The organism is Pontixanthobacter aquaemixtae (assembly GCF_009827395.1).
Lineage (GTDB): Bacteria > Pseudomonadota > Alphaproteobacteria > Sphingomonadales > Sphingomonadaceae > Pontixanthobacter > Pontixanthobacter aquaemixtae.
In genome coordinates this window covers 807,449-830,026 of the sequence record NZ_WTYX01000001.1, presented here as the reverse complement: position 1 = coordinate 830,026, position 22,578 = coordinate 807,449, and the positions used below count along the sequence as shown (strand labels likewise).

22 protein-coding genes are annotated in these 22,578 nt (G+C 56.6%); 8 read left to right on the top strand and 14 right to left on the bottom strand.

All coding sequences use genetic code 11. The annotated features are described in order from the left end of the window. Positions 1–39 precede the first annotated feature (39 nt). The 5 genes from GRI41_RS04005 (at position 40) to GRI41_RS03985 (ending at position 5,621) form a co-directional block, all read left to right on the top strand. The gene (locus GRI41_RS04005; RefSeq protein ID WP_456238410.1) at positions 40–387 is read left to right on the top strand and encodes a 2Fe-2S iron-sulfur cluster-binding protein; all 348 of its coding nucleotides are present in this window, start codon (positions 40–42) and stop codon (positions 385–387) included. A gap of 23 nt (positions 388–410) precedes the next feature. Then, positions 411–1,658, top strand: a complete 1,248-nt coding sequence (locus GRI41_RS04000) for a cytochrome P450 (RefSeq protein WP_160603472.1) — start codon at positions 411–413, stop codon at positions 1,656–1,658. A 112-nt stretch (positions 1,659–1,770) separates the two neighbouring features. Beyond that, positions 1,771–2,598, top strand: coding sequence for a coniferyl-alcohol dehydrogenase (locus tag GRI41_RS03995; protein WP_160603471.1), 828 nt, complete (start codon positions 1,771–1,773; stop codon positions 2,596–2,598). Between the two features lie 4 nt (positions 2,599–2,602). Further along, positions 2,603–4,810, top strand: coding sequence for an acyl-CoA dehydrogenase (locus GRI41_RS03990; protein ID WP_160603470.1), 2,208 nt, complete (start codon positions 2,603–2,605; stop codon positions 4,808–4,810). 10 nt (positions 4,811–4,820) lie between these two features. Continuing rightward, a complete protein-coding gene (locus GRI41_RS03985) occupies positions 4,821–5,621 on the top strand; it encodes an enoyl-CoA hydratase/isomerase family protein (protein WP_160603469.1) in 801 nt (266 codons plus the stop codon). A gap of 6 nt (positions 5,622–5,627) precedes the next feature. Here GRI41_RS03985 and GRI41_RS03980 read toward each other — a convergent pair whose 3' ends face one another. The 4 genes from GRI41_RS03980 to GRI41_RS03965 form a co-directional block, all read right to left on the bottom strand. Next, positions 5,628–6,317 carry a TetR/AcrR family transcriptional regulator gene (locus GRI41_RS03980; protein WP_160603468.1) on the bottom strand — a complete coding sequence of 230 codons (690 nt, stop codon included), beginning with the start codon at positions 6,315–6,317 and terminating at the stop codon, positions 5,628–5,630. A gap of 35 nt (positions 6,318–6,352) precedes the next feature. Further along, entirely contained in the window at positions 6,353–7,816 is a 1,464-nt protein-coding gene (locus GRI41_RS03975; protein WP_160603467.1) for an aldehyde dehydrogenase family protein, read from the bottom strand. A gap of 1 nt (position 7,817) precedes the next feature. Further along, the gene (locus GRI41_RS03970; protein ID WP_160603466.1) at positions 7,818–8,582 is read right to left on the bottom strand and encodes an SDR family oxidoreductase; all 765 of its coding nucleotides are present in this window, start codon (positions 8,580–8,582) and stop codon (positions 7,818–7,820) included. 109 nt (positions 8,583–8,691) lie between these two features. After that, the gene (locus GRI41_RS03965; protein WP_160603465.1) at positions 8,692–9,471 is read right to left on the bottom strand and encodes a hypothetical protein; all 780 of its coding nucleotides are present in this window, start codon (positions 9,469–9,471) and stop codon (positions 8,692–8,694) included. 42 nt (positions 9,472–9,513) lie between these two features. Between GRI41_RS03965 and GRI41_RS14375 the strand changes: the two genes are divergently transcribed. Further along, positions 9,514–9,645 carry a hypothetical protein gene (locus tag GRI41_RS14375; RefSeq protein WP_268893178.1) on the top strand — a complete coding sequence of 44 codons (132 nt, stop codon included), beginning with the start codon at positions 9,514–9,516 and terminating at the stop codon, positions 9,643–9,645. 24 nt (positions 9,646–9,669) lie between these two features. Here the strand turns inward: GRI41_RS14375 and GRI41_RS03960 are convergent, their stop codons facing one another. Genes GRI41_RS03960 through GRI41_RS03930 form a run of 7 tightly spaced genes read right to left on the bottom strand, consistent with a single transcriptional unit; the run spans position 9,670 to position 17,562 of the window. Next, a complete protein-coding gene (locus GRI41_RS03960) occupies positions 9,670–10,629 on the bottom strand; it encodes a metallophosphoesterase family protein (RefSeq protein ID WP_160603464.1) in 960 nt (319 codons plus the stop codon). Between the two features lie 2 nt (positions 10,630–10,631). Beyond that, entirely contained in the window at positions 10,632–11,402 is a 771-nt protein-coding gene (locus GRI41_RS03955) for an SDR family NAD(P)-dependent oxidoreductase (RefSeq protein WP_235901050.1), read from the bottom strand. Next, positions 11,395–13,716, bottom strand: coding sequence for an arylsulfatase (locus GRI41_RS03950; protein WP_160603463.1), 2,322 nt, complete (start codon positions 13,714–13,716; stop codon positions 11,395–11,397). The genes GRI41_RS03955 and GRI41_RS03950 overlap by 8 nt, the downstream gene beginning before the upstream one ends. A gap of 31 nt (positions 13,717–13,747) precedes the next feature. Continuing rightward, positions 13,748–14,152 carry a nuclear transport factor 2 family protein gene (locus tag GRI41_RS03945; protein WP_160603462.1) on the bottom strand — a complete coding sequence of 135 codons (405 nt, stop codon included), beginning with the start codon at positions 14,150–14,152 and terminating at the stop codon, positions 13,748–13,750. Then, positions 14,149–15,843, bottom strand: coding sequence for a class I adenylate-forming enzyme family protein (locus GRI41_RS03940; RefSeq protein ID WP_328600508.1), 1,695 nt, complete (start codon positions 15,841–15,843; stop codon positions 14,149–14,151). The genes GRI41_RS03945 and GRI41_RS03940 overlap by 4 nt, the downstream gene beginning before the upstream one ends. 20 nt (positions 15,844–15,863) lie before the next feature. Beyond that, on the bottom strand, positions 15,864–16,847 hold the full coding sequence (acuI, locus tag GRI41_RS03935; protein WP_160603461.1) for an acrylyl-CoA reductase (NADPH): 984 nt from the start codon (positions 16,845–16,847) through the stop codon (positions 15,864–15,866). A 25-nt stretch (positions 16,848–16,872) separates the two neighbouring features. Next, positions 16,873–17,562, bottom strand: a complete 690-nt coding sequence (locus GRI41_RS03930; protein WP_160603460.1) for a TetR/AcrR family transcriptional regulator — start codon at positions 17,560–17,562, stop codon at positions 16,873–16,875. A gap of 209 nt (positions 17,563–17,771) precedes the next feature. On the opposite strand from GRI41_RS03930, the gene GRI41_RS03925 reads away from it, so the two are divergent. Both GRI41_RS03925 and GRI41_RS03920 read left to right on the top strand, forming a co-directional pair. Continuing rightward, positions 17,772–18,950, top strand: coding sequence for an FAS1-like dehydratase domain-containing protein (locus tag GRI41_RS03925; RefSeq protein WP_160603459.1), 1,179 nt, complete (start codon positions 17,772–17,774; stop codon positions 18,948–18,950). Positions 18,951–18,969: 19 nt separating this feature from the next. After that, entirely contained in the window at positions 18,970–19,827 is an 858-nt protein-coding gene (locus GRI41_RS03920) for a TauD/TfdA dioxygenase family protein (RefSeq protein ID WP_160603458.1), read from the top strand. A 27-nt stretch (positions 19,828–19,854) separates the two neighbouring features. Here GRI41_RS03920 and GRI41_RS03915 read toward each other — a convergent pair whose 3' ends face one another. The 3 genes from GRI41_RS03915 to GRI41_RS03905 all read right to left on the bottom strand — a co-directional run bounded on the left by GRI41_RS03915 (position 19,855) and on the right by GRI41_RS03905 (position 22,562). Then, on the bottom strand, positions 19,855–20,667 hold the full coding sequence (locus tag GRI41_RS03915; RefSeq protein ID WP_160603457.1) for an SDR family NAD(P)-dependent oxidoreductase: 813 nt from the start codon (positions 20,665–20,667) through the stop codon (positions 19,855–19,857). A gap of 3 nt (positions 20,668–20,670) precedes the next feature. After that, positions 20,671–21,819, bottom strand: coding sequence for a sulfotransferase family protein (locus GRI41_RS03910; protein ID WP_160603456.1), 1,149 nt, complete (start codon positions 21,817–21,819; stop codon positions 20,671–20,673). Positions 21,820–21,905: 86 nt separating this feature from the next. Then, a complete protein-coding gene (locus GRI41_RS03905; protein WP_160603455.1) occupies positions 21,906–22,562 on the bottom strand; it encodes a carboxymuconolactone decarboxylase family protein in 657 nt (218 codons plus the stop codon). Between the last annotated feature and the right edge of the window lie 16 nt (positions 22,563–22,578).

Sequence of the window (22,578 nt, the reverse complement as noted above, 5' to 3'; positions counted from 1 at the left end):
CTATCACGATAGAACAGAAATTACGAGAACGCTGTTCTCATGGCTCGCACGAGAGGATTTATGCCGAAGGTCACTTATGTTTCCCACACTGGCGAAAGCCAGTCCGCTGATATTGAGAACGGCGATTCCGTGATGCGCGGCGCGCTGGACAACGGGGTTGAAGGCATCGTTGCCGAATGCGGGGGCGGTCTCGCCTGTGCGACCTGCCATTGTTATGTCGATGATGCATGGGCCGACCAAGCGGGTACGCCAACTTCGCAGGACGAGCGCGATATGCTTGAAATGACCGCGAGCGACACCAGGCCGACCAGCAGATTGTCTTGCCAGATTGAACTCACCGACGATCTTGATGGACTTGTCGTCCACCTTCCAGAAGCGCAATATTAACTCCGGCCAGAGGACCTCGAACAATGAAATTTGATCCTACCAACCCGACGCCGCCAAAGGTAACCCGCCGGATCGGGATGGATCAGGTGCCCGACCACGTCCCCCATGACTTGATCCGGCAATCGGGCATTATTTACGGCCCCGAATTCCTCGCCGATCCCTACAAGTTCTTTCCGGCCATGCATGACCGGTTTCCACCGATCTTCTATGACGTTACGCCCTTTGGGAACGCGTGGGTCCTGACCAAGCATGAGGACGCGCTGTTCGCACTTCGGCACGCCGAATATTTTAGCACCGAGGATGCAACCCCCTTCCCCCGCAATCCAGAAGACTATTTCAACTTCATTCCGATCGAATTCGATCCGCCTGATCACCGGAAGTATCGCAACATCGTTGACCCGTACATCTCGCCAAAGGCAGTGCTGGGTTGGGAAGACAGGATCAGAAACCTGGCCAATGAACTGATCGATGATTTCATCGATCAGGGAGAGTGCGATTTCCCCGAACAGTTCGGCCGTCCATTGCCGGTCTTGGTGTTCCTCGACCTGATGGGCTTGCCGCGCGATATGTGCGATACGTTTGTTGAATGGTCGGTCGATCTTCTGCATTCAAATGACCGCGAAGTGATGGCCGCAACAATGGCCAAGATTACCGAATATCTGCAGGGTCAAATTGCAGAAAAAGAAGCCAATCCCGATGACGGGCTGGTCAGCAAGATTGTCCACGCCAAGATCGATGATCGGCCTATCTCTGCGAAAGAGAAGTTCGGATTTGTTATATTCCTGTTCATTGCCGGGCTGGATACGGTCTTCGCGACGCTGAACAACATCTGGAATTATCTCGCTGAAAACCCGGATAAATGTCAGGAAATCATCGACGATCCGGACAATATCAACGCGCAGGTCGAAGAGCTGCTTCGGGTGTTCTCGGTCACTTTCTCCGGGCGAACCGTGAAGCAGGATATCGAACTGCGTGGGGTGCAGATGAAGAAGGGTGATAAAGTCACCAGCATTCTACCCGCCTGCAACTATGATCCGGACGTCTTTCCCGACCCGACCAAGGTCGATTTCCATCGGCCGAAGAAGATCATCCTCGCTTTCACAGTTGGCGTACACAGCTGCATGGGGGCTCATTTGGCCCGGCTGGAAGTCAAAATCGCTTTGCAAGAATGGCTCAAACGCATTCCCCGTTTCAAGGCAAAGCCGGGAACACAGGTCGAATACAAGATGGGCGGCGTTATCGGCCCGCACGAACTTCCGCTCGTTTGGTGAATTAGAGCATATCGCGCCCGCGATTTGGCGTTCCGGGCATTGATCGTTGCTGGGCTGACTGCGATCAGTTTGGCATCAGCGGTCAATGGTTCTGGCCAGAAGGAGTGCGTAAATGACCGACATTTTGGGTTACAAGGGCAAACGGGTTGTCGTGACCGGGTGCTATTCCGGTATGGGCCATGCTACGGCCAAGATGCTCGGCGAGCTCGGCGCAGAAGTCCATGGCTTGGACTTCAAGGAATGCGATCTTCCGCTAGCCTCCTTCAACCAGATTGACCTGCGCGATCCGGCATCAATCGAAGCCGGCGTAAGCGCGATCGGTGGCAAGGTGGATTCGCTGTTCAACTGCGCAGGTTTGCCGACCGGGTTTCCGGCGATGGACATCATGAAAGTCAATTTCATCGGCCTGCGCCATCTGACCGAACAGGTTCTGCCCTTGATGGCTGACGGAGGCGCAATTGCCAACATCGCATCGACCGGCGGGCTGGGATGGAGCCGGCGCATCCCCACCAATATGGAATTCGTGACAACCCAAGGCTGGGATGCTGCGGTAGAATGGTGCGAAGCCAATATGGAAACGGTCAACGAAGGTTACTCTTTCTCAAAAGAGAACGTGATCGTCTGGACCCAATTCATGGGCGCGCGCCTGATCAAGCAGGGGATCCGTATGAATTGCACTCTCCCCTCGCCAACCGAAACGCCGATGATGAAGCAGTTTCACGAGGCATCGGGCAAGGACGTCGTTGACGCGGCTGCGGAACCGCTCGGCCGATACACCACTGCAGAGGAGCAAGCCGGCGGACTGGTCCTCATAAACAGCGATCTTGCCTCTGTCGTAAACAGCGTCGTCTTCCCGGTCGATGGTGGTTTCATGGGCGGTTTGGCCACCGGCCAAGTCGATATCAGCAAGATGATGAGGCGAGGAAGAAAGTCGGAGTAATATTATGAACTTCGATTTGACCGAAGATCAGGAAATGATGCGCGAGAGCTTCGCGCGGCTGCTTGATGACAAGTGCACACCCGAACGCCTGCGCGAGTCCGAGAAATCCGGTTTTGACAAGGAGGTTTGGGCCGGCCTTGCGGAACTGGGCGCATTTCTTCTCCGCGTGCCAGAGGAACAGGACGGTCTCGGCCTCGGCACTTTCGATGCCGCTGTTCTGATGGAAGAAGTCGGGCGGAAACTGCCTTTTGGACCTATCGCTGAAACCCTCCTGGCCGCGCGATTGATAGCAATGCTGGGGACAGACAATGCGGCGGACTGTCTGGCAAACGTTGTATCGGGTGGAACCGTGGCTTCGGTAGCTTTGCACGACACGGCTTCGCGTCCATCACAATTTGTTGCAGGCGGTACAGTCGCCGAGATCGTCATCGGGCGTCGCGGCGACGAGGTTGTCCTGTACGAAGTACCAAGCGAGGCACGCCCTGCGGAAAAGAATCTCGCATCGGACAGCTTGGCCGAAGTCGATCTGGCGTCGGCAAAATCGACCCCGCTTGCCTCGGGGCCCGAAGCAGCCGCGCTTTTCGAAGCCACCATCGAAGAATGGAAACTGCTGACTTCGGTCGCGCTCGCCGGCCTCGGTCGGCAGGCGCTCAAAATGGCGGCTGAATATGCCAGCGAACGCAAGCAATTCGGCCAACTGATCGGCCAATTTCAGGCGATCAGCCATCCGCTCGCGGACCGACTTTGCGAAGTCGATGGCGGCAAGCTGCTTGCATGGAAGGCAATGCGCGCCATTGCCGACAACGAAACCGATGCAGCGGCGCAAGTTTCGACGTGTTTGTGGTGGAATATCGACGCAGCCGGAAAGGCCGTCAGCCAATCGCTCCAGACTTTTGGCGGCTATGGCCTGACCACCGAATATGACATCTACCTTTACACATTGCGCGCCCGCTCATGGCCCTTGGTCTGGGGCGATCCTCAATTGCTTCTCGGCGAAGCGGCCACGCGCCATTATGGCAAGACAAGCGTGTACCTGCCCGATGTGGGCGACCTGCCAATCGAATTTGATATTGGCGAGGAAGCCCGCAACGTGATGGCCGAAATCGACGCCTTCATGGACGCCAATGTCACGCCTGAAATGCGTGAAAAATTCCACTACAGTTGGGAAGGTTGGGTTCCGGAGCTTCACAAGAAGCTGATCGAGGCGAAGCTGATGTTTCTCTCCAGCCCTGAACTCGGCGGGCGCGGCATAGGCCCTTACGCCAAGGCTGCGGCACGACGGACATTCGATCGTCACGGCTACAACAATCCAGCGGCGGGCGTTGCCGAAATGGTCGGCCTGATGATCTCACGCGCCGGCTCGGACGAATTGAAGGAAGAAGTCCTTTCAAAAATCATGTCAGGGGATTCAATCGCCAGCCTCGGCTATTCCGAACCCGGGGCCGGTTCAGATGTTTTCGCTGCCCAAACACGCGCTACTCCCGATGGCAATGGGTGGCGTATCGACGGCACCAAGATGTTCACCAGCGGGGCGAACCTGTCTGACTATGTCTTGATGCTGACACGCACCAACACGGAAGTCCCGAAACACAAGGGGCTGACGATGTTCATTGTCCCGCTGAAAGCGGAAGGCGTGACCATCCAGCCAGTCCACACTTTCCAGGACGAACGGACCAACATAACCTTCTACGATAACGTCAAGATCCCCGACAGCTGGCGGCTTGGCGAGGTGGATGGCGGTGTCCGCACGATGTCGCTTGCACTCGAGCTCGAGCATGGCGGAGGGTTTTCCAACCCTATGCTACATACTGTCGAAGCTGCCGAAGAGCTTTGCAGCGAAATCGATACCGGTATGGGGCAGAAACTGATCGAAACCCTTGATGCACAGCAGCGCCTTATGAAGGCGCGGGCCAACGTGGCAGTGTCCCTGTTGTTTGAACATCGCGCAACATGGGCCGGTGTCGAGAAGAAACCCAATCTGGCATACGGCCCGATGGCCAAAATGTTTTCGTCCGAACGATTTATGGATGATGCGCGCGATCTAATGAACCTTACCGCGCCATTATCGCTGACCAAACGCAAAGGCGCTGCTGCGCTTATCAACCAGTCCTACCGCCACGCCCACGGGACAAAGATCTATGGCGGTACAAGCGAAGTGCACCGATCAATGATCGCCGAACGGGGACTTGGCCTGCCGCGGACCCGGGCCTAGGGTTATATCTATGAGTGACGAACCGCATCTGCTGACCGAAGAACGCGATGGCATCCTGATCGCGACATTGAACCGCCCCGACAAGCTCAATGCGCTTTCGGGCGAGACCATGGAGCTGTTCGAACAGGCCCTGATCCGTTTCAGGGACGATCCTGCACTCAGAGTCCTGCTGGTTCGCGCAACGGGGCGCTTTTTCTGCTCTGGCGCGGATCTCAAAGGAAGTTCCGACCGCCCTCGCCCGCAAACGGCGACCGAGATCAGGGAAAATCACAGGATCGGACTGCATGGTATGCACCGCATCTATGACGAGATGGAACATATCGAAAAGCCGATCGTCTGCGCTATCCATTCGACCTGCGTGGGCGGCGGGCTTGAACTTGCGCTCTCGTGCGATTTCCGCCTCGCATCCGAAAACGCCGAATTTTCGTTTCCGGAAGGGCTGTTCGGCGTTCTTCCGGCCTCCAACGGGGTAAGCCGGTTGACGCGCCTGTGCGGCCCCCATTGGGCACGTTGGCTGATTATGGGCAACAAGAAAGCAGATGCGCAAAAGGCGTTGATCATGGGCCTGGTGCACGATGTCACACCAGATGACGGGTTTGAGGAAGCATCCCTCGATTTTTGCCGCCATTTGACCAAGAGCGATCCGGAACAAATGGGTGCAGCCAAAATCGCGATTGAGCTTGCTGCCGATCTGGGCCGTGAACAGGGGCGGCATGTAGAGCGAATGGCCAACAGCGCGCTGATGCTGAACCCGGCCTATCGCAAACGGATCGACGATTACATTGCCAAGCTGGGCAACAAGAAGTCTTGATCCGCGCTAGCCGCGGTTCTGCTCTCTCATCGAGCGCAAGCCCATTTCCAGAAGATGCGACTGCGCTTCGAGCAGGAATGTGCTCTTCGGCCTGAAGCTTCCGTCGACATCCGCAGGCAGATCACCGTTGTTAAGCACCGAGGACACCCGTTCAATCGCGATGTAAAGCGCCGTAGCCATCCCTTGGGTCATGGAGTCGCGCCCATCGGGCTCCGTATCCATTTGCATGGTAAGCAGCAGGCCAACCTGTTTCGCCGCAAGAACACGGTGGTGGATCATCTGCTGGTTTCGCTGGTCGGCAAGGTAATTGCGGACATGCAAAAGATTTGCGTTTCTCGCCCAGAACTCGGCGAAGTTGGTCACAAATTTGCGGCAATCCTCCGCCAGGGTTTCATCGCTCCACCGCTCGGACAAATGATGGATGTAGGCCTCGTCAGCATCTTCCATCGCCAATTCCAGCAGAGCGAGCACCAGCTCTGACAGGTCAGCGAAGTAATTATAGAGCGAAGTCATCCCGATGCCGACCACGCGGGCCACAGCGCTTAGCGAGATATTGGGGTCATCGCTTTCCGCGATTAATTCTTGCGCGGCAGCGATAATCTTGGCGCGGGTAATTTGGCCTTTACGGCCAAGCTTTTGCCCCTGCAGGTTGTGAACCACTTTTGCACGTTGAGCGCGGTCAAGCGCGACACGCACTCTGTTCTGCTCTTGGTTCAACCCCAGTTCCATCCCTATTCACGCCAAGCGATCAATTTGGTTTCAAGGAACTCTTCGATCCCTTCAACCCCCCATTCGCGGCCCATGCCGCTCGCCTTATACCCTCCGAACGGAATATCGCCGGCAATACACATGCCGCCATTCACGCTCATGGATCCGGTCCGGACCCGTTTGGCGATTGCCATTGCCCGATCAAAGTCGTCTGATGCAACCCCGCCAGACAAGCCATAATCGCTTTCGTTGGCGATCCGTACCGCATCATCATCGTCTTCGAAAGGTATCACGACAAGAACAGGTCCGAAAATTTCTTCCTGTGCAATCCGCATTTCATTGTCGACATCGACGAAAACGGTGGGCTCGATGAAGAAGCCATCACCCTTGTCCGGGCGGGCCTTGCCGCCGGCCAACAATGTCGCGCCCTCTTCCTGGCCCAGCTCGATATAGGACAAGACGCGCTCCATCTGTCGCTGCGAAACAACCGGCCCCATGATGTGTTGGGGATTGTCGAACTCACCCCAACTATCGCCGAAACCGGCATAGGCATGCGCGAGGATTTGCTTGGCTTCTTCGTAGCGGCTTTTGTGAACCAGCAGGCGCGATTGGACTGCGCAGCCCTGCCCGGCATGAAAGACCAACATCGAATGCGCGATTTCCGTTGCGAATTCAGACGCGTCTTCCAGCACTATTTTGGCCGACTTGCCGCCCAGTTCGAGGAACACCCGTTTCAGCGTCGCCGCGCCCTGTTCCATAATCCGTTTGCCGACACCGGTTGATCCGGTGAAGCTGATGAGATCGACGCGGGGATCGGTTACCAGCATCTCGCCGGCGAGCGCCGGATCGCTTCCGAACACGACATTGAGAACTCCGGGCGGGAAGCCTGCTTGCTCTGCCAGCTCGCCAAAGATCGCGCCCATACCCGGGGTATCCGGCGCGGGCTTCAGGATAACCGTGCAGCCAGCAAGCAAGGCTGCGACCACTTTGCCGACATTTACATAAAGCGGGACATTCCAAGGCGTGATGGCCCCGACCACGCCGATTGCTTCACGCACCGCCTTACGGCGGCTGGTAAATCCGTAGCCCTCGCGCGTGCCATAGTCCTTTTCCCATTCGACTTGCGGGAAAAGCGCCAGATTGTCGTCCCAACCGTCCAGCGCCATATCGACATGCGCACGGCCCACCGCACCCATTGCGGCGCCCGCTTCGACTCTGGCCAGTTCGGCGAGGCGATCGCGGTTTTCTTCAAAAAGCTCTCGCAGCCGTGTGACCAGTGCAACGCGTTGTTCGGCATTGGTCGACCAGTCGGTCTCGTCAAATGCGCGGCGTGCAGCAGAGATAGCAGCATCGACATCGGATGCCGAAGCATCGGCTGCTTTGCCGACCACTTCGCCCGTCCATGGGCCGATTACATCAAAGGTCTTCCCGCCTTCTGCGGCACGGGATTGTCCATCAATATACAAATTGGCGTCGCGCAGGATCATCTCAGCTGTTTCCCTTTGTTTGACCGTCGCTCGGGCGGTTTCCACTGATTGTCACGATTCCGAGGTGAACATCCGGCGGGGTATCGATCACCGCGCGGAACACTTCGGCTACCGATTTGAAGTGCGACAATGGACGATTTCGGACATCGATGCCTACTTTCATGTTTTCTTCCATGAATTTGATGGCGACTTCCATCGGCCATGTCGAACCGGTCTTTGATTCATCGAACATTTGCCCGCATTGGACGACTGTCGACCGAACACCTTGCGGCTCCAATTCGCGAGTCCACATTTCCGAGCACACTTCGAGAGCGGCCTTCGTCGCCGTGTAGAGCCATTGCATCGCGAATTTCAGACGGACACTTTCGCTACTGACATTGACCACATGCCCCCCGCCCTGCAGCAATGGCAGCGCTTCGCGTGCGCACAGGATCGGTCCAGCCAGATTCGTATTGATCGTGGCGGCAAGTTGGCTGTCGGTCACGTCCGAAAGCTCAAATGGCTCGTAAGATGCGGCGTTATTGACCAGCACATCCAGCCGGTCGCATTTTTCGCCGATAGTTTTGAATGCGCTTCGTACTGAATCGGGATCGGTAACATCGCATTGGACGGCGAAATGCGGCTCGCCCAGTTCTTCTGCGACAGCTTCCACCTTGGCAAAAGTCCGCCCAAGCAAGATGACACGGTCACCATCTGCCGCGAAACGTCTGGCAAGCACACGCCCCAGTCCTTCGCCACCACCTGTAATTGCAATTGTCTTGGTCATAAATTCCTCTTTAAAGCCAGTTTAGGCTTGCTCATCGGACATATGCCAATGCCCGTAATGTATGATCGCAGGCGCGATGTATGATCGCAGGCGCGATGCTTGGCGCTTTCTAGGCGGGTCTCGCAAAGTCAGCGGGATACACCGAAAGGTCGCCATAATAAGCCACCCCGCCTTTCCAGAAAGCGCCTCCACTGATCCTGCGAAAGTAGTGAACGGTGCGCGCAAAGGATCCTGCCGTTGATCGTTCCTGAAATGCTATTCCCGATGGGCTGACGCCGCGCGCGCGGGCGCTGAAGTCCTTTACCGTGAACAAAAGATCATCGGTTTGCTGCGCGCAGAAAACGAGCTCGCTGCCTGGGCAATATCGGCGCGGCTCAACCTGTATGTCAGACAATCTTCCGCGCTTCATGCCCACTTTGCCGGGCACTTTTGTTACTTCCGGCGCGTGCACATTATCGTACCATTCGTGATACTCTGCTTCACGGCCGGCAACAAAGTTTGCCAGAATGATCGACACGCCCGAAAATGGCTGATCGGACTGATAGTTTCCGCTGAACACCCAGTCCGAATACATCCGGTAGCTGTAAATGCGTTCTGACTGGTCTGTATCATCGATTAGGCCACTGTCACGGGATTCGGCCAATAGCGGGCCGAGCGCAGGCAAATCGATTTCGGGCGATTGATAATCGAATTCGTATACGCTCATGAAACGCCACGGTTGGGCGATATCCGGCATGATTTGCTCTTGTGTAATCTCGTAACGGTCCGCACTCTTGAACCCGCGCAGGCGAGCGAGATCAGCCTGGTGATCGCCATCAAACCATTGTGCGTAAGCCTCCTCCTTCGCGTCAGCTACGTTATGCAAATGGATGGTGGTAAATAACGCCATGTGAAATTCTCCCGATGGCCAATGCGTTAACATCGGTGGAGCATGACCAAAACGAAAAACGACACGCCGCGCTTTTCCATCATCGGGGCGAAGTATTCGAGCCATTTTGCGGAAAGCGAAGCCGGCGAAAACACCGGCACCAGTCCGCGAACACCTCCTGAACTCACATTTTGATGTCAGGCAGAATGTGCCATGAGATCAGTCGGCGATCGGCCCGGATTTGGGAAAGATACCGTCAATCCTGATATTGGCAAAACCCGGTTTGCCATCGCGCAAGGTCACCCACAATATGTGGTCGACACGGCCGGGACCGTCCTTCAGCCAGACGCCGCCGGTTGTTGACAAGGTAAGGAAGTCACGCTCCCCCCTTCGGTCATATCCATAGTAATGTTCGTGCCCCGCGATTGCGGTGAATGACCGCCCTGCAAGCAATTGTTCGATCCGTGCAAAATTGGCGTTGTTATAGTTCCACGCCGGCTTGTGCATGATGAGAAAAGTCCATCGCGAATCCGGATATTTCTCAAGTGTTTGGCGAACAAAGTTCACCTGCTCATCGCTGATCGCAACTTCTCCCGGTTTGGGATTGTCGGTCCGCGCCCGCGACGCATCCAGTATCCGTTGCTGTGTAGCCGATGGGTCACGCCGCATTGCCTCCTGCAACCGCCGGTGCCCCTCTATCGCATAGTCGGGTAGCTTGACAGGCGGGTCTTCGGTCGACAACCCGACAAACAGCACTCCATCCTGAACGAAGCTCCAGAAAGGTGGGCCGCGCCTCTCGCGCCAGATGCGCGCTTGAACGTCATTGGCATAATCATGATTGCCCGGGACCGCGTGAAAGCGGTCACCAAAAGGTTCCAGTATTTGCTCGACTTCATCCCACTGGCGGCGGATTTCTGTTTCGTCTGCGACATATCCTTCGATCTGATCGCCAACCGATAGCACTATGTCCGGGTCCATCAGTTCAAGCTTGCCCATCGCGTTGCTAAACACGCCCGGCCGGTGCCCTCCGGTCCGGTCCCCGATGACAGCGATACGAAGCGTCTTTTCCTGAGCGCCGCTGGCCGGTTCTTCAGCAAGTATCGCGCCATCCGGCACCGACGCGCAGCCCATCAGGACTGACAGGCACGCAATGCCAAGAATGGTTCGGAATAACGGCATTGCTACCCTCTCCAGCCTCTCAAGGAGTTTCCGCCATCGCAAAGATAGACTTGGTTGTTGATGAAGCTTCCTTCATCCGAAGCCAGAAATACGCCAAGATTGGCTATGTCTTCGGGAGTGCCCTGCCGCCCAACTTGTTGCATTGATTTCAGCCGTTCCCAATTGGCATCTTCGACGCCTTCCTGCGCTGCTTCGGTGGCCATCAGGCCCGGCGCAATTGCGACCGCTCTCACACCATCACCGGCATACTGGTTTGCCATCGCGAAGGTAAACGCATTGAGCGTAGCCTTGGTGATCCCGTAAGCGGTTGCAGGGACATAGCTGGCCATCGAAGATTGGTTGATAATCACTCCCTTGGCGTTTGCGAGGCCAGAGCGCAGCTTTTCAGCGAGAAGCGCAGGTGCAAAACAATTGACTGCGAAATAGTGCTGCCATTTTTCCAGCCCGACATCGAAGAAATCGCGCGCAATCTGTCCAGCGTGCAATCCCGCATTGTTGATCAGAACATCGACATGGTCGCGCTCTGCCAGAATTGCATCTGCAGCCGATCCAATTTCATCCTCGCGCGATAGATCGCAGCGATGCGACGAAGCAGTGCCCCCGGCCTGTTCGACCAGCCGTGTCGTTTCCCTCATCCCTGCCTCGTCGATATCGACCAGAACGAGATGCGCCCCTTCCCTTGCAAAGGCGAGCGCAAATGCCCGTCCAAGCCCGGCCGCACCGCCTGTTACAACAACAACTTTGCCCGAAAACCTGTTTGGCATGTCAGTCATATCTCACCTCTATATGGGGAATTTCACCTTCGAACGCGCCGCGCGCGGTCCGGTATTCTGTGACCGTGACGCCCAGATCGCGCCCGATATCCAGCGTCTCGCTTCCGCCAGCGACTGTGAAAACATTGACCGGCAATTCGACGCGCAAATATTCGTCTTCAGCCGATGTGATGATCACCGTGGCAGGGCCACCAGGCCGGCCAGTGACGAAGCGCATCGTCAATTCTTCTGCATCTGCTGGCAGCGGGCGGGATGCGATGCCAGACTGGTTTTCCCATTCCATCCGCGATCGCGCCCAATGGAATGCGGGCCGTCCCTTATCGAGATAGAGGCTCCACCCTCCGAACCGGCTGCCAATTGCCAGGATTACTCCCGAGGCATCGGGGCTCTCGGGCGCGATAGTCGCGGTTACGGTAAAGCTTCGGGCAAGCAGCATCGGCTCGACGTTGCCGGGCAGCGAGACATCCTTGCCCCAAAATTCAAATACCGACCGGCCGCTTGGCCGATGCAGTGCACTTCCACGGGCCCGGGCGAAACGGTGATCAAGCGGAAATACATTGTTGGCGCGGGCTATATCACCCCACAGAGACTGCATTTCCGCGAGTTTTGCGGTGTGCTGCTGCGAAACATCCGTGCCTTGGGAGAAGTCTTTGCGCAGATCATACAGCGTCCATTTGATCGTCGGACGATCGCCTTCCGGTGGTACATCCTTCCACCCTACCCGGCCGTCATCACCGGATAGGAACCAGCCATTGTGATACAGGCCAACCTTGCCGCCGACTTCGAAATATTGCGTGCGCGGTTTGTCCGGCTCGCACATGTCGAAGCTAGAGAGCAGGCTTTCCCCGTCGACAGATTTTTGCTTGGTGCCAAGCACACTGACCGGCACTGGCAAATCTGCTGCGTCGAGGATTGTTGGGTATAGATCGATCACATGGCCAAATCGCCCGCATACCGAGCCCGGTTGTGAAGCGCGATTGCCCCAGCTGAGGATCAAGGGGTTGCGGATCCCGCCCAACATGGAGCCATATTGTTTGGTCCAGCGGTAGGGCGTGTTCATCGCCCAGGCCCACATGACAGGATAATTTCCGTGCGCCCCGGGACCACCGATTTCGTCAATATTTGCCTGAAGCCAATCATCCGGTTCGGCATGGAAGCTGATGTTGCGCATCTCGTTCAGAGTGCCGCTGGGGCCGCCTTCGGCGCTCGCACCGTTATCGCCGCTAACGATCGCGATTAGCGTTTTTTCAAGTTCGCCCATCCTGTCGAGTTCGTCGACGATCCGGCCCAATTGTTCGTCCTGATAGGCCATTTGCGCCGCCGCTGCTTCCATCGATCGTGCTGCGAAGCGTCGCTGACCGTCGGTAAGTGTATCCCAGGCAGGCATTTGTTCCGGACGCGGTGTGAGCGTTGCCGAAGCGGGAATGATTCCTGCAGACTTCTGGCGCGCAAAAATCCGCTTGCGCTCCTCATCCCAGCCATGATCAAACTTGCCACTGAACCGTGCAACGACTTCCGCCGGTGCCTGATGCGGGGCATGCGTTGAACCGGGTGAAAGATAGATCATGAAAGGCTTATCAGGCGCGCCGGCTTTCTGGTTGTGAATCCAGCGAATGGCATCATCTGCCAAACGCTTTTCCAAGATAGTGTCGGGCGCTTCATCGGGATCGACACGCTGGATTCCGCGATAGAGATTGGGGCTGAACTGATCGATATCGCCCCCGACAAAGCCAAAGAAATACTCAAATCCCAGACCTGTGGGCCAATTGTCGAACGGGCCAGCCTCCGTCCTCTCTTGCGTGGGTGTATTGTGATGTTTGCCGAACATCGCAGTGCTGTAACCGTTTAGCGTGAGAACTTGGGCAATTGACGCGGTCGACCGGTGAATGCGCCCGCTATAGCCGGGATAGCCGTTGGGGAGATCTGCGAGGTAACCGACCCCTGCATTGTGGTGATTGCGCCCGGTCAAAAGGGCTGCGCGACTGGGCGAGCAGATTCCGGTTGTGTGGAACCGGTTGAAGCGGAGGCCCTTGCGGGCCAGCCGATCAAAATTCGGCGTGGGTACCGGACCACCAAATGTGCCCGCCATCGCAAAACCGACATCGTCGCTCATGAAAAGCAGAATGTTCGGCGCGCCCGCAGGTGCTTTTACCGCATTCCCGAAATCTGGCTCCGAATCATTGACATGTTCCGCGATCCGTCCGCGAAACTCGCCATCGGGAATGGGCAGGATCTCACGGCCTCCCTGGGCTACCGCGGTGCCCGCAAGCGCTGTTGCAGCGAACACGGCCAGGATCACTCCTCTGACGTTCATTGAGGTCCCCTTCCCACTGGCGGCCCGGCAATTATTCGTATCGCTGGAACGTGATGCTCGCGATTTTCCATCCTTGTGACGTTTTCCGGAACGTGTCCGAGTACCGACCGACCACTGTCATCAACCCCGCGCCTTCGCGCCGGCGCGATTCCACGTGGATGGTCCAATCGCCTGTCGCCGAATTGCCATCAACCACGATCCGCGGCGAACCGAGCATGTGGATCATCCATTCGCTGCCAGCCGAAATGGCCTTGCACATAAAGTCGGTAATGGCTTGCGGTCCTTCCATTGTCCCGAAGCCATAATCGCCGACAAAATCATCGGTAAAAACACCGTCAAACATTGCCCGCGCCTCGGACTCGTCGTTGGTCGAGGTGTCAGCCGCCAGACAATAGCGCGCTTTCAGATTGGCGATCGCTGTTGCATCATTGCTCACACTGAATCTCCCGCCAGTTTTTTGGTCGCAAGCTCGCGCAGGTCAGCGGTCTTGATCTTGGCTGATCCGGTCAGCGAAAGCTCCTGTTCGGCAAAGAACAAGACCCGGCGCGGCACTTTGAAGCTGGCGAGTTTTTCCTTGGCGAATGCTTTGACCGACTGCTCGTCGATATCTGCACCATCCTGCGCCACGATGCAGGAGACGACCAGTTCACCCAACATATCATCGCCCACGCCAACCGTCTGGACCGCTTTGACACCGGTCATCGTTTTGAGAAGCGTATCGACTTCGACCGGCGATACATTGGCGCCGCCTGTCTTGATGATATCGCTCAACCGGCCATGCCAGTACAATCGGCCTTCTTCGTCAATATGGCCGCCATCGCCGGTATGCAGATAGCCTTCACCATCCAGCACCATATCATTTGGTACGCCGATATAACCAAGCATCAGCGTTGGCCCTTTGACGACGATCTCACCTTTCTCGCCGACCGGCACCGTCTCTCCGCTGACCGGATCGACAATTTTGATACGATTGCCGTGACAAGCCTTGCCCACGCTACCCGAAATGACATCCTCAGGCGTGTTGGCGGGAAAGGCGGAAATGAGCGTAAAAGTCTCCGTATTGCCAAAGGCGGCATAGGGCTCTCGCCATGAGCTATCGATCGTGGGGTGATCAGCCATGGCGCATTTGCAATCGACATATTTCAATGACGAGAGATCTACCACATCCCAATTCGGCGCGGCGACCAGCTGCCCATATTGATGCGGCCATGCCAGCACCTGCGTGGCCTTTTCGCGCTCGATCAAGGCCAGTGCTTCAGCGGCATCGAATGTGGATTGCAAAACAAGGCTGCCGCCAGACGTCAGCGCCCCGCCAAACGCCATCGAGAAATTGCCTGACCAGAAAAATCCGTTGGCCGACCATGTCCGTGCTTCACCTGGTTCAACCTGATACCAGCGGGGCCAACGCCACAGCTGCAAGGTAACCCCGCGATGCGCCGAAAGCACGCCCTTGGGCATTGCCGTCGAACCGGAAGAAAAGAACAGAACGCCGGGATCGGCGGGAGTCACGCTTGCCGCCCTGGCATCGACAATGTTCTGCGGCGTGTCACCCCCGCGCACAATAAATTGGTCAAGCGTTTCAATCGCGCCCAAAGGCTCGCCGATACAGGCAATGTGGCGCAGGAAGGGGAATTTCTCAGACTGGAAGCTGGTTGGTTTCCCGTCGGCTATTGCCGCATCGAAACCGGCCATCATCTCCGCAAAATCCTTCTTGAGAACTTTACGTTCCAACAGCAGGATCGAAACGCCAGATGCGGCGAGCAAATGCTCCATCTCGGCTGCGGTAGAAAAGGTACTGAATGTGGTTGCAACGGCCCCGGCCAAAGCAGCACCAAACGTCGCAGAGATAAACTCCGGCCGGTTGGTCATCAGGATGCCAACCCGTTCACCCTTGCCTATACCGCACGCGACCAGCGCTCGCGCAATTTCGTTGGCACGATCCCACATATCGGCATATGTCCAGCTGGTACGATCGCCGGTCTCAAGCCCGCCTTCGTAATAAACCAGAGCCTCTGAATCGCCGCCTTGCCGGGTGACATGGCGAAACCAACCCGAAAGAGTCAGATCGCCCAGACCTGGTTCTTCTTCCAGCGGCGGACCGGTGATAATCGACTTGTTTTGCGCCACCGGCCCGATCTCCCGCCAGCTTAGCTGTTCACATCAACCACAACACGCCCGCGAACCTTGCCTTCGAGAAGGTCGGAAGCGGTTGAAACGGCATCCTCGAGGGAAATCTCCTCGGCAATAACCTCAAGCAGCGCGGGATCGAGATCTTTGCCGAGCCGCTCCCAAGCGGCAAGCCGCAAGGGCCGCGGCGCCATCACGCTGTCAACGCCCAGCAGCCGCACTCCGCGCAAGATGAATGGCATCACCGTGGTGTTGAAATCAGGCCCCTGCGCCAAACCGCAGGCCGCAACCGCACCGCCATATTTCGTTTGCGCACATGCGTTTGCAAGAGTGAAAGAGCCGACAGTATCGACGACGCCCGCCCAGCGCTCGCGCTGAAGCGGCTTGCCCCGTTCGGAAAGCTCCGCCCGGTCAATCACACTCGAAGCGCCCAGCTTCTCCAGATAGTCCGCCTCTGAAGCCTTTCCTGTCGAACCAACGACTTCGAAGCCGGCTTTCTTCAAAAGGGCCACTGCGACACTACCAACACCGCCTGTTGCACCGGTTACAAGGATCTCTCCCTGACCAGGCTCAACACCGCCATTGACCAGCGCGTCAACGCACAGAGCCGCCGTATATCCCGCCGTCCCGATCGCCATGGCTTGCTTTTCGCTGAAGGCAGCCGGAAGCGGAACCAGCCATTCACCCTTGAGGCGCGCAACCTGCGCGAGGCCGCCCCAGTGGACTTCACCAACACCCCATCCATTGAGGACCACCTTGTCGCCCGCTTTCCATTCGCTGTTCGAACTTTCGCGAACGGTGCCTGCAAGGTCGATGCCGGGCACCATTGGAAAATTGCGCACCACAGGCGACGAACCTGTTATCGCCAGCCCGTCTTTGTAGTTGAGCGTAGAATAGGCAACGTCGATCGTGACATCACCTTCGGGAAGCTGGGCCTCATCAACCTGCGTCAGTTTTACCGACTGGGTTTCGTCCTCTTTCTCGATGAGGATAGCATTGAACATATTGGGATCGTCCTTTTAATTGTAATCAGTTTGTCGCTTTGCGCTTCTCGCGATCGCCCCTGCCTTTGGACCAGGCGAGCCGCGCCATTACGCTCGGGTTCTTTTCCGGATCGACAGCGCCGTGGACCGAGAGACGCAGCATTTCATTGGTAAAGCGCTGCACCAGCTGCTCTTTCTCTTCCTCGCTTCTCGCCTGCGATCGCGACCAGACGGGCCAGAGAAACTGGCCAGCAAGCGAAATCAGCGACCAGACATCAACATCGATACCCGGTTTAGCGAGGTCGGTTTCGGCAAAGCGTGCGATGGAGCCTGAGTATTCGCGCCAGAACGGATCGCGCGACGGATCGGGCATCGCCAGCAATTGGAGCAGCCAGATCCGGCAGAGCTCGGTATTTTCCATCGCGAATATTGCAAGATTTTCGGTGGTTTCGACCATGTCCACCTTGCGGACATCGCGTTCCGCCAGAATGTTCGAATCTCCGAACACCGCTTCGAACATACGTTCTGAAACCAGTTGCAAGGCGGCCGCCAGGAGGCTCTCCCGCGTTTCAAAATGTTGATAGGCGGTCCCCCGGTTAACACCGGCCTGTGTCGCCACTCCGGAAAGGCTCACTGCCTCTAGGCCATCCTTGGCCAGAAGCGTCAATGCGGCATCGAGAATGTCAGCACGGGTTGCGATTGGATCGCGAGCGCGCCGTTTACCTTGTCGTGTCATATTCCCAATCCCTTTACTTGGCTTTACCCATGACCTGTCCAAGACAGCGATTCAATCACAGTCAAGTATACATCGCCAGTGCGAATGTTCTGCTTGATAGCCAGCAGCGTCGCAGCGGCGATATAATCCGAGTCCATTCCGCAAGTCCTTGGCGAGGGTTTCCAACTGCGCCATGAGATTCCTCTGTCACATCGCGAGAGGAATTGAAATTGGCTACACCGAAACTGGATTGTTCGGATCTCGACAACTTCATCGGAAAGCCGATGCAGCCAGCCAGAATGGTGGAACCTGTCGCGAACACCGATATCAGGCGATGGGCGCAGGCGATGCATTACCCCAATCGCCTTCATTATGATTCCGCCTTTGCAATGGAAGGTCGGCACGGGCAGCTGGTCGCGCCGCAAAGCTTCCCGGTCACCATGGATGACGGGCATGGTTCGGCGCCATCATGCATCGGGCACATCCCCAACTCGCACATGCTTTTCGGCGGTGATGAGTGGTGGTTTTACGGGCCGCGGATCGTCAGCGGTGATCGCATCTGGAACGAACGCATCCCCTACGATTACGTAGTCAAAGACACATCATTCGCTGGCCCCACCTGTTTCCAGAGGGGCGACAATTTCTATTACAATCAGGATGGTGACCTGATCGCCAAGCAACGCTCGACTTCGATCCGGTATAATCAAGAGGCCGGCGAGGCGAGCCAATCCGACACGACCGAAGGACATGAAGACCCGGTTTGGAGCGATGACGATCTGGAAGAGCTCGAAACGCGCAAGTTCGAGTGGATCAAAATGTTGCACGATCTGGGCCATTCGGCGCGGTATTGGGACGATGTCGTCACCGGCACTGCTTTGCCGGAAAGGGTATTCGGGCCGCATTCCATCGTCAGTTTCACCACTGAATGGCGCGCTTACACTTTTACCCAGTGGGGCGGCGCCCATCGGCGGACCGATTTGGACATGGAAGAACTGGGATTTGTGGGACCTATGGCCGGGCCGGAACAGGATCCGACCGAAGAACGGATCAATCCCGAAAACACCGATGGTGCCTATATCGGCCCCTCGCGGGGGCATTTGTTCCCACGCTGGGCCCGTTACATCGGCATGCCGCGCGGCTACGGATATGGTGCATCAATGGGCGCCTGGATCACCGATTACTTCGCCGGTTGGGCCAGCGAATGGGGCCTGGTCCGGCACTCGGTTGCCAATTATCGCAGCCCGGCACTGACCGGCGATATCACCATCATGACCGGCAATATCCTGGACAAATATGTAGACGATGACGGACGGCACATGGTCGCTGTCGACTGCGCAATGAAGAACCAGCTGGGCGCAACCCTCGCCACAGCAAAGGCCGAGATCGAGCTGCTCAAGAAGCCGGAGTGACATTCAGGAGGATGACATCATGTCCAAAGTGAAATTCGACCCGATTACACCGTCCATTGGTGCTTATGTGCGGGTGGACCTGGATGATGTCCTCGACGACGGGGTTCCCGAGCGCATCCTTGAAGCTTTGAGCGAGTACAACGTTCTCGTTTTCCCTGAGATCAATATGAGCGACGAAACCTACATCGCGCTCAATGCTGCGATGGGTGATGTCCAGGAACTCTATGACGTCGCCAAGGATGAACATCTTGGCAGCGAACAGGGTGTTTACCGCATCTCTTTGGACAAGGACGACAAGACCCAGATCGAATTCGTCAAGGGCAACGACTGGTGGCACATGGACGGTATCATTTACGATACCCCCGGCAAGAGCACGATGCTGAAATGCGAAAGCCCGCCAAGCGAAGGCGGTGATACCGGATTTGCGAGCCTTTATGCCGCTTGGGAGGCGTTGCCCGAAGAGCGCAAAGAGCAACTCAAGAAGCTCGAAGTGGTTCACTGTATGAAAGCGGTCGCAAGCCGCCTGTATGACGCACCGACCGAAGAAGATTACGCGCGTTGGGATTCGATCTGGCCCGACACCTTCAGGCCGCTGGTGTGGCAACAATCAGGCGGACGTGTGTCCATGCTGATTGGCTCGACCGCCGACCGGATTACCGGCATGTCCGATGATGAAGGCCGTGCTATTCTCGACGAGCTTTATGATTGGGCAACGCAGGACCGGTTCACCTATCGCCACAAGTGGAAGAAGGGCGACCTGGTCATGTTCAACAACCCGGGCCTGTTGCACCGTTCCTATCCCTACGACAAGGACGCCGGGCGCGTAATGCACCGCCTGACTCTTGAAGGGACGGAAAAGATCAGGGCCGCTGCCTGACCTGCTGACTACAGCCGCGTACTGCAGCTACAGCAGTGCGCCGCCATCTACCGGGTAAATTTGGCCCGTGATAAAGCTGGCGCGGTGCGAAGCGAGGAAGACCACAAGCCCGGAAACTTCCTCGGGCGCGGCGAAAGGCTTTGGCAGAACGGTTGGCCGCATTCGCTTGGCGGCATCTTCATCGCTCGAACCGGCAAACAGCTTGTCAAAGAATTTGCGTTCAGGGTTGAACCGGCTGCCTGCGCTAAGCGCTGCCGCTTCGGTCGGAATGGTCGCATAGGGCGCGACACAATTGACGGTGATCCCACTAGAGCCGACCTCTTTGGCAAGAATCTTGGTAAAACCGTGCACTGCCGATTTGGAAGCGGAATAGACCGGAAGATTGAAGTCGCCGACTATGCCCGCAGTAGAACCGATATTGACGATCCGACCCCGCCCCCGCTCGATCATTCCCGGCAGAATTTCCCGGGTCATCCGTAGAGTGGTCTTGAAGCTGAGATCGATATCGCCGTCCCAGCTGTCGGGGTCTGACTGAGCGAAATGGCCACCGGCAACATTTCCGCCAACATTGTTGATCAATACATCGACTGGCCCGTGGGCTTCGGCAGCATTCCGGATGATCTCCGGTGATGCACGGTCGAGCATGTCGGCGGCGACAAATTCCGCAGCTCCGGCACCGCGATCGAGCATTTCCTCGACCAGCCGGCCGCCAGCTTCGCCATCCCTCCCCACTGCGATAATCTTTGCGCCCTCTGCGGCCAGATCAAGCGCAATTGCACGGCCGATATTGGCAGTGGCACCGGTCACAATGGCGACTGTTCCGGAAAGCTGGAGGTCCATTGCTCAATCCTTCAATTGGATATCAAAGTCCGAAATATACTCCGCGAAATGATCGCGCACGAAGGCCTTGTCCATGCCGTAATCTTCCAGCGAATAAACGTGTTTGCCGAACCGGTCTTTTGGCTTGGCTTCGAGATAGCCGCGCATTGCGGCAAGAGCGCTTTCCGAAAGATCGGTTCCGAAATGATCGTAAAGCCGTTCCATTGTTCCAATCGGGTCACCAACCTGATCGGCATATTGGATGTCATAGATCGCATCCGCCCCATGCTTGGCACGGAAATCGTTTTGACGTTTGATCATCAGATCGAAAGTCTCGATCACATCCCTACCCAGCTGTTCACGATCCACTTCAGCGGCGTAAATCTTGCGCACGTTCCAGATCAGACTGCAGGCCGACCCCACGACTTCGGCGGGGTCTCTGTGAGTCATCACCAATTGCGCGTCATTGAATGTTTCGTGCAGCGCATCGAGATAGAGCGGATGCCATGGGTTTTTGAGCGTCCAGTGACCGCCGGTTTCAGACGACAGCAACTGCATTAGCTGCTTCATGTAACGGAAGGCGGGACGATAATCGGCTTCGTAGAGAAACCATTTGTGGTAGCTCGGCATATGAAATTGCGAGTCATACACTTGCGCGCAGAAGCTTGGTGCCATGGAGAACTGGCACTCGCTGGGCGAATCTCCATCCTCGTGGTGGATCGCTGAGATATGCGGCATCGCCTTCAATGACGCATCGATTTGCGCCTGGGCAGCTTCGTAACGCGGGCCTGAATGCAGCTCTTCAGGCTTTGGCGGAGGCACCGAATTAAACGCTTCCCAGCGCAGGAAACAACGCCGTGCGGGATCTTCATTGAGAAGGTTTATGGTCAGCGTCGTTCCCGTTCGGGGAAGCCCAAAAACAAATGTGGGCTTTTCGATCCTGGTTTCGAGTATTTCGGGATTCTGCTTGATCCAATCGACCACATTGAGCCGGTTGGTCAGATAGCCCGTAATAGTGCGGCCAATGATCATCTCACCCATTTCGGTCAATCCGGCTTCGCTATTGAGCGAATCCACCAGCAGATTGAACGGTTCCAGGATGCTGTCATCTCCCAGATCTTCGTGCCCGGAAGCACCCCGGGCGGCTGCGAGCAGTTCTTCAGCTTTGATCATCTATTTTCTTCCTTCAGCTCGGCAGGTTTCGTTGAATGGTCGCGAAAGCACCGGCACATGCAAAAGTGTATGGGGGTGAACTTTCCTCAATAGCCGCGGCTATCGACCCAATCGTCGGTCTCGCCAGGCTTGAAAGTACCGCCTGGCGTCTTCCCCGATGCGGTCTTGAGATCGAACCCGATAACGTCAGCCCCGCCTTCGACAGGAACTCCCATCGAAGAGATCGCCCAGCTTGTCATGACATAGTGCCCGATAGTGAAGATCGTATCCATCAGTTGCTGGGTGCTGAGCGTCTTCGACAGTGTCGCCCAGGTAGCGTCGCTGATCTTGTGTTGGTCGACCAGCTCATCGACAGCGCGGATCAGCGCGCCTTCCTCTTCTGACCAATCGCCACCTTCGGGATAGTCGCGGATTGCCGCGATCTCTTCCAGCGAGATACCTGCATTCATGGCGTAGCCGACATGGTTATGCCATTCGTATATCGATTTCGCGCGAACAGACACGCGCAGTACCAGGATTTCCAATTGCCGCGTGCTCAACGTGTTTTCCATGAGGAAATGCTTCCCCCAGATGTTGAACACTTTGCCCAGCGGAGGATGGTTGCCCATCACCATCATGATGTTGGTCTTTGACCCTTCTTCCCATGCATTCGGCTCGCCCCAAAAGGCGAAAACTTCGCGCGCATCATCGGTCCACTCTTCGCGCGGAAGGTGCCCAATCCGTATTTTGGTATCATCGGTCATGCGCGATTTCCTCCTG

Bases quoted from the DNA above. Each gene is read 5' to 3' on its own strand.
- GRI41_RS14375 (WP_268893178.1), top strand. From the start codon at position 9,514: ATGACCAAAACGAAAAACGACACGCCGCGCTTTTCCATCATCGGGGCG.
- GRI41_RS03970 (WP_160603466.1), bottom strand. From the start codon at position 8,582: ATGACCAAGACAATTGCAATTACAGGTGGTGGCGAAGGACTGGGGCGT.
- GRI41_RS03955 (WP_235901050.1), bottom strand. From the start codon at position 11,402: ATGACTGACATGCCAAACAGGTTTTCGGGCAAAGTTGTTGTTGTAACA.
- GRI41_RS03995 (WP_160603471.1), top strand. From the start codon at position 1,771: ATGACCGACATTTTGGGTTACAAGGGCAAACGGGTTGTCGTGACCGGG.
- GRI41_RS03960 (WP_160603464.1), bottom strand. From the start codon at position 10,629: ATGCCGTTATTCCGAACCATTCTTGGCATTGCGTGCCTGTCAGTCCTG.
- GRI41_RS03915 (WP_160603457.1), bottom strand. From the start codon at position 20,667: ATGGACCTCCAGCTTTCCGGAACAGTCGCCATTGTGACCGGTGCCACT.
- GRI41_RS03950 (WP_160603463.1), bottom strand. From the start codon at position 13,716: ATGAACGTCAGAGGAGTGATCCTGGCCGTGTTCGCTGCAACAGCGCTT.
- GRI41_RS03965 (WP_160603465.1), bottom strand. From the start codon at position 9,471: ATGGCGTTATTTACCACCATCCATTTGCATAACGTAGCTGACGCGAAG.
- GRI41_RS03905 (WP_160603455.1), bottom strand. From the start codon at position 22,562: ATGACCGATGATACCAAAATACGGATTGGGCACCTTCCGCGCGAAGAG.
- GRI41_RS04000 (WP_160603472.1), top strand. From the start codon at position 411: ATGAAATTTGATCCTACCAACCCGACGCCGCCAAAGGTAACCCGCCGG.
- GRI41_RS03975 (WP_160603467.1), bottom strand. From the start codon at position 7,816: ATGATCCTGCGCGACGCCAATTTGTATATTGATGGACAATCCCGTGCC.
- GRI41_RS04005 (WP_456238410.1), top strand. From the start codon at position 40: ATGGCTCGCACGAGAGGATTTATGCCGAAGGTCACTTATGTTTCCCAC.
- acuI (WP_160603461.1), bottom strand. From the start codon at position 16,847: ATGTTCAATGCTATCCTCATCGAGAAAGAGGACGAAACCCAGTCGGTA.
- GRI41_RS03930 (WP_160603460.1), bottom strand. From the start codon at position 17,562: ATGACACGACAAGGTAAACGGCGCGCTCGCGATCCAATCGCAACCCGT.
- GRI41_RS03920 (WP_160603458.1), top strand. From the start codon at position 18,970: ATGTCCAAAGTGAAATTCGACCCGATTACACCGTCCATTGGTGCTTAT.
- GRI41_RS03985 (WP_160603469.1), top strand. From the start codon at position 4,821: ATGAGTGACGAACCGCATCTGCTGACCGAAGAACGCGATGGCATCCTG.
- GRI41_RS03990 (WP_160603470.1), top strand. From the start codon at position 2,603: ATGAACTTCGATTTGACCGAAGATCAGGAAATGATGCGCGAGAGCTTC.
- GRI41_RS03910 (WP_160603456.1), bottom strand. From the start codon at position 21,819: ATGATCAAAGCTGAAGAACTGCTCGCAGCCGCCCGGGGTGCTTCCGGG.